The 10,787-nt window shown below is 67.7% G+C and carries 5 protein-coding genes; 3 read left to right on the top strand and 2 right to left on the bottom strand.

The features are described from left to right. Window positions 1-61 precede the first annotated feature (61 nt). Together ABIC65_RS01095 and ABIC65_RS01090 are read right to left on the bottom strand one after the other, a co-directional pair. Window positions 62-1,648: an N-acyl-D-amino-acid deacylase family protein gene (locus ABIC65_RS01095; RefSeq protein ID WP_354306364.1), complete on the bottom strand. Its 1,587-nt coding sequence runs from the start codon at window positions 1,646-1,648 to the stop codon at window positions 62-64. Beyond that, window positions 1,645-3,978 (bottom strand): penicillin acylase family protein, encoded by a 2,334-nt coding sequence (locus ABIC65_RS01090; protein ID WP_354306363.1) that lies wholly within the window; start codon window positions 3,976-3,978, stop codon window positions 1,645-1,647. The genes ABIC65_RS01095 and ABIC65_RS01090 overlap by 4 nt, the downstream gene beginning before the upstream one ends. Before the next feature lie 262 nt (window positions 3,979-4,240). Between ABIC65_RS01090 and ABIC65_RS01085 the strand changes: the two genes are divergently transcribed. The 3 genes from ABIC65_RS01085 (at window position 4,241) to ABIC65_RS01075 (ending at window position 10,787) form a co-directional block, all read left to right on the top strand. Further along, window positions 4,241-7,192: a TonB-dependent receptor plug domain-containing protein gene (locus tag ABIC65_RS01085; RefSeq protein WP_354306362.1), complete on the top strand. Its 2,952-nt coding sequence runs from the start codon at window positions 4,241-4,243 to the stop codon at window positions 7,190-7,192. 173 nt (window positions 7,193-7,365) lie between these two features. After that, a complete protein-coding gene (locus ABIC65_RS01080; RefSeq protein WP_436286687.1) occupies window positions 7,366-9,612 on the top strand; it encodes a penicillin acylase family protein in 2,247 nt (748 codons plus the stop codon). Next, complete coding sequence (locus ABIC65_RS01075) at window positions 9,609-10,787, top strand: serine hydrolase domain-containing protein (protein WP_354306360.1); 1,179 nt, start codon at window positions 9,609-9,611, stop codon at window positions 10,785-10,787. The genes ABIC65_RS01080 and ABIC65_RS01075 overlap by 4 nt, the downstream gene beginning before the upstream one ends.

Below are 10,787 nucleotides of genomic sequence, written 5' to 3'. Positions count from 1 at the left end.
ATGATGGAGCGGCGGTGCGCACGCCGCCAATCGCGCTCGCACCACCGCCTATAACGCGCGGCTATTGGCCGCAGCCCGCGGGACGGGGCCGCAGCAGCGCCCGCCCTGCGGCGATCCCGGTCGCCGCGCCGTCAGACAGCGCCAGCCGCCCGTTGACGAAGAGCGCCGCCACGCCCACGCTGGTGACGCGCGGATGCAGGTAATCGGCACGCGGTGCGTAGCGTTTGGGATCCAGCACCACGACATCGGCATAATAGCCCCGCCGCAGATAGCCGCGTCGCGGGATCTGGTACATGTCGGCCGTCGCGCCCGTCGAGCGGCGGATGAACTGACCGAGGCCGATCACCTTCCGCTCGCGGACATAGGTGCGATAGAGCCGCGGGAAGGTCGCATATTGGCGCGGATGGCCGTTCGATCCGTCCGACGAGGTCACCACCCAGGGCTGCTGCATGATCAGGTCGACATCGCGGTCGATCATGTTGAAGCTGGCGACGTCGGTGCCCGCCGGGCCGGTGCCCGCCGCATCGGACGTGCGCAGGATCCGGATCGCCGCATCGATCGGCGAAAGCTGCCACTGGGTGGCGATCTGCGCCAGCGTCTTGCCGCTCCAGGGCTGCCCCTGCGCGGTCAGCAGCAGCGACTCCGCGCCGCCGCGGCGACGCAGATTTTCGGCCATCTCGGTCTTCAGCCGCACCAGCGTTGGCGGATCGTCGAACCGCGCGAGCAGCTTGGCGTACCCGCCGTCCATCGCCCAGCTCGGCACCAGCGCGGCATCGACGCTCGAGCCCGAGGCGAGCCAGGGATATTGGTCGGCAGTCACGATCTGGCCGGCGCGGCGCGCCGCCTCGATCGTGGCGATCAGCGCCGGCGCCTGCCCCTGCACGGGAACCCCCAACGCCTTCAGATGCGCGAAATGGACTGGGGTGCCGGCAATGCGGCCGATCTCGATCGCTTCGCGGGTCGAGGCGAGCAGCCCGATGGCATAGTTGGATTCGTCGCGCTGGTGGGTGTCGTACATGCCACCGCGCTTGCCCGCCTCGCTGGCGACCGCGGCCACTTCCTCGGTCTTGGCGAAGCTCTGCGGCGGGTAGAACAATCCGGTCGAAAGGCCATAGGCCCCTTCGCACATCGCGCCTGCCGCAAGGCGCTTCTCCTCTGACAGCTCCGCCGATGTCGGCGCGCGGGCATCCTGGCCGAGCACGTGTTGACGGATCGACCCGAAGCCGACGAACGGCACGATGTTGGTGCCGATGCCGCTCGCCTCCAGCGCGTGTGAATCCTTGGACACCTCGAACGTCCCGTAGCCGTCGACGCCGATGACCACCGTCGAAACGCCTTGTGCCAGCCACGGCAGATTGAGCCGGGCCTTCGGATCCGATGAGCGGATATAGCTATCCGGATGGGTATGGGCGTCGATCAGGCCGGGTGCGACGATCATCCCGCGCGCATCGATTACCTTGGCCGCGGCCGTGCCGCGCGCGCGTCCGACATAGACGATCCGATCGCCTTCGAGCTCGACATCGCCGACGAAGGGCGGCGCCTCCGCGCCCGTATAGATGGTGCCGCCCCGGATCACGACATCGACGCGCGGTACGCTCGACGCGGTGGCGACGCACCAGACAAGGGCGGTCAGGACAAGACGCTTCATCGCGGGCTCCTATCGGGTTGGAGACGGGTAACAGTTACCGCCACCGCGTCGACCGCGGCACGGCTGAACGGCATGGGCTGCATCGTGCCGGTGGCCCAGGGGGCAACCTGGTCCTGCCGATGGGGTGAGTGCGGATCGTTCGACTGGCCCGGCAGGTTGAGCAGGACCGAACGGTCCCAGTCGCCGACGTCGATGACTTCCAGATAACTGGCCCCACCGCCGACCCGCCAGTCCGGTCCGTTTCCCAGCCAACGCGCCATCACCGTGAAGCTGTCCCCGCCCGATCCGCCGGCCTCGATCGGCGGGAAGGCCGCCGCGACCGCCGGTATGCGCGCCAGCGGATGGGTGATGCGCACGCGGTGCAGCGCGTCCCACCGCCACGTCGCTGGGTCGCTGCCGAGCAACTTCACGGCGTCTGCCCAGCCAGCGGCGAGTGCGGCGTCGACCAGGTCCGGGCGGCTCGCCGCGACACGCAGCAATTCGGGCGGCTCTATCGCCGGGATCAGGTCGCGGGCGCGCTCCGGTACCAGCGCGGCAAGCATCCGCGCGTTCAGCGCGCGGAGCACGATTTCGTACAACGCCGCGGCGCTGCTCGCGCCTTCGATCCTCGCGTCCCAGCGCGCCAGCATCGCGGTGGCGGCAGCGGCCTCGGCCGAGGGCCGGACGGGCAGCATCGCCTGGAAGCGCCGGGCGAGCAGCGACAGCGTGTCGTGCTGCAGCGCCACGCTGTCGGCGATGCTGTGCCGCGTCTGCGTCGACAGCACCTGCGCGATGCGATCGTAGCGCGCAGGGTCGCGGAACGAGAAGGCCGGGCTCCGCTCGACCGGCCAGCTGCGTGGCAGGTTGTTCTGATTGGCGGAGGCGAACCAGCCTGCGGGAGGGTCATAATCGCTTGGCAGGGCGCGGAAGTCGCGCATCCCTGTCCAGTCGTAGCGGCCGTCGCCCGGCACCGGCAGCAGCCCGTTGCCGCGATTGCGCTGCGGCCAGAAGCCGATCACCTGCCGGCCGTGATGGCCGCGAACATCGGCATAATGGAAGTTGGTCGGCGACGGGTGCAGCTTGAACGCCTCGCGCAGCCCGGCCCAATCGCGCGCGAGGTTGATCGCAACCATGGAGAAGGCGCCCGACCCGCCCGGCTGCATCCCCACCGACGCCAGCGACGTGGCGCGCCTTCGACCGAAATCATGCGCGATCACAGGACCCTGCGCAGCGTAGCGCAATATCGCCCGGTGCGGGGCGGCGCCCTTCACCTCGATATCGACCTCCACGCGCGTGAAGCGTTTCCAGCCGCCGTCATGGCGGTAGCGCTCGGGGTCCTCCGGGTGGAGCTCCAGCACGAACAGGTCTTCCTGGTCGATGTGGAAATTGGTGCGGCCGAAGGCGAAGCGATCGGTATGCCCCTGCATGATCCCCGCCAGCCCCGGCGCGCCGCCGCCGATCACGTCGAGGCCTGGGGCGCTGAGGTGCGCGACATGACGTGGCCCGAACCCACCGATGCCGAGATGCGGGTCATTGGCCAGGATCGGACGGCCAGTGGCGGTGCGGCTGCCCGCCACCGTCCAGGCATTCGATCCGGCATTGGCGGCGCTCAGCAGCTCGTCCGGGTCCTGGGTCGGGGTCTCCCGCCCGAACGGCAACGCCCCCAGCCGAAGCACGCCCATGTCGGCCTCGCTCACCTGGGAGCTGTCCAGCCCCTCGGGCACCGTCATCGGGATTTCGGGGCGCAGCGGTGCGACCAGACGGTCAAGGTCGAGCAACCCCAACGCCGCGAGCCGCGCACGGCGGATCTCGTCGTCGACATTGCCGACCGAACCGCCCCTTGCCAGCACCAGGTCGCGCAGGTCCCAGCGCAGCGGCATCACGCCCAGGATGCGATATTCCAGCGGCAACAATGTCGGATCCCGCTCCACCTCCGCGATGCGCGCGTTGATCCCGGCGACATAGCCCCGCACGCACGCCAGTACCGATGGGGGGACATGCGCCAGCTCCGCATCGAGATCACCGCGATAATGGAAGAGGCGCGCGGCCGCATCATGTTCGGCGAAATCGGCACCGAACACTTCCGCCATCCGCCCCATGGCGCGGCGATGCCCGAAATCGATCTGAAACAGCCGATCGCGCGCGACGACATAGCCCTGACCGAAAAACGCATCCACCTTGGTCGCTGCGCGGATGTGCGGCACCCCCCAGCGATCGTCGACAATCTCAATCGCTCGCGATAGCCCGGCAACCGTCGAGGAGGAGGTATCGCCCGGCCACGCGATCGCACGCACCGGCAGCGTTGCACCGAAAGCGGTGGCGCCGAACAGGAAGCTGCGGCGATCGACCATGATGTCCCCTCGAGCAAGCCACGCGGCGACACGCTCCTCGAATGGGCAGGCGTGGCGCGTTCAGGGAGCATAAGGCGACCGGGCGCGGGTGCAATCGCACCATAATCCAAGGCTATGGCACACCCAACGAACGATTGTCGCGGGAGCCTTGACCTGCTTCGCCTTCGCCCTGCACCATCGCCTAGAGCACGGATCAGCGACAAGAACATGACCGTCCGCAGGAAAGCACGCTCCAGAAACATCAGATACAGGGGGATTGCATATGACCGACGGATCATGGCGCCGGCTATTTTCGACCGGAACGGGGTTGACCGCATTGTCGATCACGTTGGCAAATCCCGCATTCGCGCAAACCGATGGCCCGAGCGGTAGTGGCACCCCCCAGACGCAGGGCGAGGCGCAGAATATCTCGTCCGACGAACTGATCGTGACCGGTTCGCGCATCCTGCGCAACGGCTTCCAATCGCCAACGCCGCTGACGGTCGCGACCCAGGAAGATATCCGCAATACCTCGCCGACCAACAACATCGCGGACTTCGTCAACCAGCTGCCGGCGCTGGCCGGTTCCACGCGGCCCTCCAACTCGCGACTGGCGATCAGTTCCGGCCTTGCCGGCATCAATGCGCTCAACCTGCGCGGCCTGGGCGAGATCCGGACGCTGGTGCTGCTCGACGGGCGCCGGACCGTAGCATCGAGTGTCACCGGGCTGGTCGACGTCAACACTTTCCCCCAGGCACTGGTGAAGAGCGTCGAGATCGTGACCGGGGGCGCTTCCGCCGCCTATGGCTCGGATGCCGTGGCGGGCGTCGTCAACTTCGTCCTCGACAAGAAGTTTCAGGGAATCAAGGCGTCGGCGGACAGCGGCATCACCGGCCATGGCGACGGCGCCAACTATTCGTTCAGCCTCGCGGGCGGCACCGCATTTGGCAGCGATGGACGCGGCCATGTCCTGCTCAGCGGCGAATGGGCGCATCGCGACGGCATCTTCCAAGTCGACCGCGACTGGAATGCGCGCGGCGTCGTTCGGATAACCAATCCCAACTACACCAACACCAACGGCCAGCCGCAATATCTCATCCGCCAGCCGGTCGGCGTCGCCAACGCGACCCCGGGTGGCATCATCCTCAACTCGAGCGGCGGTGTCGCGAACAGGTTGCGCGGCATCTATTTCGGCAATGGCGGCGCGGCCAGCCAGTTTCAGTACGGCGCGCTCACCTTCCCCGCAGTCGGCGGCGCCACTGCCCCCTCGCTCACCCAGGGCGGCGACTGGCAGCTCAACGACCAGGGTCGCAACATCGGTCTCGATGCGGATGACGATCGGCGAGGCGTGTTCGGTCGCGTGAGCTACGACGTCGGCAGCGGCATCTCGCTGTTCGCGGAAGCATCGTACAACTGGCAGAAGACGCTGTTCAACGCCGGTCCGCAATTGACCACCAGCACCACGCTCAGCGCCGCCAATCCCTATCTGCAGACCGCGCTGGCCAACGCCGTTTCGGCCGGGCTCATCACCCCGGGGCAGCGGGCTGCCGTCACCTCGGTGACGATCGGCACCACCGCCGTCGACCTGCCCTATCGCAAGAACAACAGCACCCGAGACGTGCAGCGGTACGCGATCGGCGCGGAGGGGGAGTTCCAGGCGTTCGGCAAGAAGGCGATCTGGAACGTCTACGGCCAATATGGCGAGACCAACGCGCACGAGCAGCTGCGCGACATCATGAACACCACGCGCATGGCCAATGCGACCGATGCCGTGTCCGCGCCGGCGGGCAATGCCCTCGGCGTTGCGGCGGGAACGGTGGTGTGCCGGTCATCGCTCACCGCGCCGACCAATGGCTGCGTCCCGCTCAATCGGCTGGGCATCGGCGTCACGAGCCAGGCGGCGATCGATTATGTGCTGGGCGACCCCTATCGCGACCAGACGCTGAAGCAGACCGTGGCCGGCGCCAACCTCTCGCTGACGCCGTTCGCTACCTGGGCAGGCGACGTCAGCATCGCGGTGGGCGGTGAGTATCGCCGGGAGTCGGTCTCCGGCTATGTGCCGACCGACTATCAGACCGGCTGGTCCGTCGGCAATTTCCTGCCGACCTTCGGCAGCTACAACGTCAAGGAAGCCTATCTCGAGACCGTCGTCCCGCTCGGCCTGGGAATCGAGTTCAACGGCGCGGTGCGCGCCACCGACTATTCGACCTCGGGCTATGTCACGACGTGGAAGGTCGGTGCCAGCTGGCAGCCGATCCCGGACATCCGCTTCCGCGCGACCCGTTCGCGCGACATCCGCGCACCCAATCTGAGCGAGCTTTTCCAATCGGGCACGTCGCGTACCAACACGCTGACCGACCCGGCGACCGGCCGTACCACCGTCACCTTCCGCGAGATCACCACGGGCAACCCCAATCTGCGCCCGGAAAAGGCGGACTCGGTCAATATCGGCGTGGTGCTCCAGCCCCGCTTCCTCCGCGGTTTCTCGGCATCGGTGGACGGCTTCGACATCAAGCTGAAGGACGCCATCGGCCAGTTCTTCGCGCAGGACATCATCAATCGCTGCTACGAGGGCCGTACCGAGTTCTGCGCCGCCTATGGGCCGGACCCGACCGGCGACCGCGAATTGTTCTTCAGGGCGAGCCCGTTCAACTTCGCCCGGCAATGGGTCCGCGGGATCGACGTCGACGCGAGCTACCGCGTGGAACTCGACCGGATCTTCGGCGGGGCGCCCGGCGCGATCACCCTGCACGGGTTGGCGACCCGCTACATCCACAACATCACCGACAGCGGCGTGCCCAACGTCGTGCCGATCGACGCGGTCGGGCAGCTGAGCGGCACCAGCCCGCCCGAATGGATCTATCGCTTCAATGCCAGCTATGAAACCGAGCGCTTCTCGGTCACCGGCACCGTTCGGGGCGTGAGCAGCGGCACCTATGGCAACAATTACATCGTGTGCAACGGCGACTGCCCGGTCGGGCGCGCGTCGGCCGTGGTGTCGCAATTCCCGACGATCAACAACAACCACATCTCGGGTGCGGCCTATGTCGATCTGAACCTCACCGCCAAGATCTCGCAGGGCGAGCGGACCCGCGGGGAAGTGTTCCTGAACGTCACGAACCTCCTCGATCGCGATCCGATCCTGCTTCCCGAAACCGGACTGGCGGCAAACAGCACCTATTCCGACCTGCTGGGCCGGGCATTCCGGGTCGGGGTCCGGTTCGAGCTGCGGTGACCGCGCGTCGCGGGGATGGCGCTCCTCCCGGACTGCACGCGATCCATCCCCGCCGCGCGCTCCTCCAGTCCTGCGCTGCCATCGCCCTTGCCGGGTGGGGCAGCACGGCGATGGCGCTCAACGGGCGCACCAAACCCACGGGAAGGGTGAACGCCATGGGCATAGGGGACATCGTGACCATTGCCGATGACGCGTGGGGCGTGCCGCATATCCGCGCCTCCTCCATTCCGGATGCCTATTTCGGGCAGGGTTATGTCGTCGCCCGCGACCGGCTGTTCCAGATCGATCTGCAGCTGCGCCGCGATCTCGGCAGGCTGGCGGAGTCGTTCGGCGCGCGGTTCGTCCCCCATGACCACGCCGCCCGCCTGCTGCTCTATCGCGGCGACGTCGAGGCGGAACTGGCAGCTCTCCCGGCCGAAGTGGTGGCCTGTGCCCGTGGCTATGTCGACGGGATCAATGCCCGCGTCGCCGAGCTGGAGGCAGACCCGTCGCTGCTGCCACCCGAATATGGCGTGCTGAAGCTGCGGCCGCTGCGCTGGGACATCGCCGATCTGGTCCGCATTCGCAGCGGCGACATGGGCAGCAGCTCCGACGAAGTCCGCCGAGCGCAGCTGGCGGCGCGCGGGCTGCTGGATCTCGATGCGCTGACCGCGCCGCTGGCTTGGGACTGGAAGCCCCGGCTGCCCGAGGGACTCGATGTCGCGGCCGTCTCGAAGGCCGATCTGGGCATCCTCGGCGAGACCGAAGGTCCCCTGCCCTGGAACGCGGTGCTCGCGTCCTACGACCCGGTCTATGACCGGCTCGATCGCGAAGCGCATGGCAGCAACGCATGGACGATCTCCGCGGCGCGCTCCGCCACCGGCCGCCCGATCCTCGCCAATGATCCGCATCTCGGAATCGGCGGCTTCTCGCCGCGCCACCTCGCCCACCTGACCGCGCCTGGCTTCGACGTGATCGGCGCCGGCAGCCCCGGCATGCCCGGGATCATGCAGGGCCATACCGACTATTACGCCTTCGGGCGGACCAATTCGCACATCGACCAGGAAGACCTCTACATCCTGGAACTCAAGCCCGACGACCCGGAATGCTATCGCCACCAGGACCAATGGAAGCGGTTCGCGACCACGACCGAGACGATCCGCGTGAAAGATGCCCCCGACGTGGTGGTGACGCTCCGCACCGCCCAGCACGGCCCGGTGCTGCTGCACGACCCTGCCCGGCGCCGCGCCACGGCGATGGCGTCGGTCTCGCTGCGTCCCGGCGCGAACATGACCTTTGCGATCATCGCACTCAACCTCGCCAGGAACTGGGAGGAGCTTGCGCAGGCCGCCCGGCTGCACGTGGCACCGACCAACCTCCATTATGCCGATATCGACGGCAATATCGGCTGGCGGCTGCTCGGCCATGTGCCGATCCGCACCCGGCACGACGGCCTGTTGCCCGTACCCGGCGACGGACGCTATGACTGGCAGGGTATCCACCCGACCGGAGCGATGCCGACGCTGCGCAACCCCGAAAGCGGCTGGTTCGCCTCGGCCAACCAGTTCAACCTTCCGCCGGACTGGTCGCCGGGCAAGCGCGTGACGAGCTTCACCTGGAACGCACCCTATCGCTATGATCGGATTGCGCAGGTCCTCGGCGAGTCTGGGAAGCATGGGGTGAACGAGAGCGTGGCCTTGCAGCACGACGATCTGTCGCTGCCGGCGCAGACATTGCTGCCGCTGCTGCCGCGGGATCTCGAGGGCAAGGCGGCGCAGGCGGCGGCGATGCTGCGCGGCTGGGATGCGCGTCTGGGCGCCGACAGCGGCCCCGCGGCCCTTTTCGAGATGCTTTGGATCGAGCTAGGCGCAGCGTTCCTGGCCGCGATCGTGCCCGCTGCCGCCCGCGACCTCGTCACGTCGATCGACCCGCGCCCGATGCTCGCGCTGCTCACGCACCCCGATGCGCGGCTCGGGTCCGAGCCGGAAGCGGCACGCGACGCGCTCCTTGCCGCGGCGCTCGGCCGGGCCTGGGACGCAGCGGAGCGCCGATTCGGAGCCGACCCAGCGGCTTGGCGCTGGGGCGACGCCCACCGTGTCGCCCTGCGCCATCCGCTGTCGAGCCGGCCTGCGATCGCCGCTGCCGTTCCGGCAATCGAGGGCGGCAGATCGGGCGGCGACGGCTACACCGTGATGGCGCGCGGCTATGTCGCCGCCCGCAACTGCACCGTCAGCCACGGCGCGAGCTTCCTGATCGTCTGCGACGTCGGCAATTGGGACGCGAGCCAGGTTCTGTCGCTGCCGGGCCAGTCGATCGATCCCCGCTCCCCGCATTATCGGGACGGCTACGCGGCCTGGTTGGCCGGCCAAGCGCGGCCGTTTCCGTTCAGCCGGCGGGCCGTCGACGCGCATGTCCGCCAGGTGACGGAACTGCGCCCATGACGATCGGACGGCGCCGCTTCGTGCAGTCGATCACCCTTGCGCCGATGCTCGCGTACCTGTGCCAGCGACCCGGAAGCGCCGCGGCCGCCACCGTGTCGACCGAGCGATTCTCTGCAGCCTTCAGCGAGATCCAGTCCTGGGTCGGCAGGGCCTTTCCCGGTGCCGTCGTCGCGATCGGCATGCGCGGCCGCCTCGTGGCATTGCAAAGCTTCGGAAAGATCTCTTCCGCGCCCGATGCGCCGCCGATGCCCAGGGATGCGATCTTCGATCTCGCTTCGCTCACCAAGGTGGTCGGCACGACCACCGCCGCCGAGCTTCTTTACGACCGCGGGCTGCTGGACCTCGACCGTCCGGTGGCCGCGTATCTTCCGGCCTTTGCCGGCACGCCCGGACACGAGCGGATCACGGTGCGACACCTGCTCAGCCACAGCTCCGGTCTGTTCACCACCGATCTGCTCTGGCAGCACAGCCGCAACCGGCAGGAGCTTCTTGCTCTGATCGATCGCATGCCGGTCGTGTGGGAACCAGGTTCGCGCTATCAATATCGCGACGAGAACATGATCCTCATGGGCCAAATCGTCGAGCACGTGTCGGGGAAGCCGCTCGACCGCTTCGTGCACGACCATGCGTTCCTCCCGCTGAAGATGCGGGATACCGCCTTCAATCCCTCGGCACGCCAACTGGCGCGGATTCCGCCGACCGAACAGGACGATGTGTTTCGACACCGGCTGGTACGCGGCGTGGTGCATGACGAGAATGCCTATGTGCTGGGCGGCGTCGCCGGACATGCCGGGCTGTTCTCGACCGCACAGGATCTCTCGAAGCTCGCCGCGCTCTATCTGCGGGGCGGGAAACCTCTGTTGAAGCCGGCGAGCGTTGCCGCCTTCACCACGCGTCAGGCCGATCCACCGGGTACCTCGCGCGCGCTGGGTTGGGACATGCCCGATGCCGCCGGCAGCTTCGCCGGGCCCCGGGCCTCCCCCGACGCGCTGATCCATACCGGCTTCACCGGAACCTCCATATATATCGACCGGCGACGCGGCGCCTTCATCATCCTGCTGAGCAACCGGGTGAACCCCAGCCGGGACAACAAGCGCATCGCAGACGCTCGAATAGCCATCCACACGGCGGTGCTGTCGGCGATTGATGGTGCCTTCAACGAGGCAAAATCCTAG

The sequence above is a fragment of the Sphingomonas trueperi genome (assembly GCF_040545665.1).
GTDB classification, from domain to species: Bacteria; Pseudomonadota; Alphaproteobacteria; order Sphingomonadales; family Sphingomonadaceae; genus Sphingomonas; species Sphingomonas trueperi_B.
This window is presented reverse-complemented; position numbering and strand designations above follow the sequence as displayed.

Bases quoted from the DNA above. Each gene is read 5' to 3' on its own strand.
- ABIC65_RS01075 (WP_354306360.1), top strand. From the start codon at position 9,609: ATGACGATCGGACGGCGCCGCTTCGTGCAGTCGATCACCCTTGCGCCG.
- ABIC65_RS01095 (WP_354306364.1), bottom strand. From the start codon at position 1,648: ATGAAGCGTCTTGTCCTGACCGCCCTTGTCTGGTGCGTCGCCACCGCG.
- ABIC65_RS01090 (WP_354306363.1), bottom strand. From the start codon at position 3,978: ATGGTCGATCGCCGCAGCTTCCTGTTCGGCGCCACCGCTTTCGGTGCA.
- ABIC65_RS01085 (WP_354306362.1), top strand. From the start codon at position 4,241: ATGACCGACGGATCATGGCGCCGGCTATTTTCGACCGGAACGGGGTTG.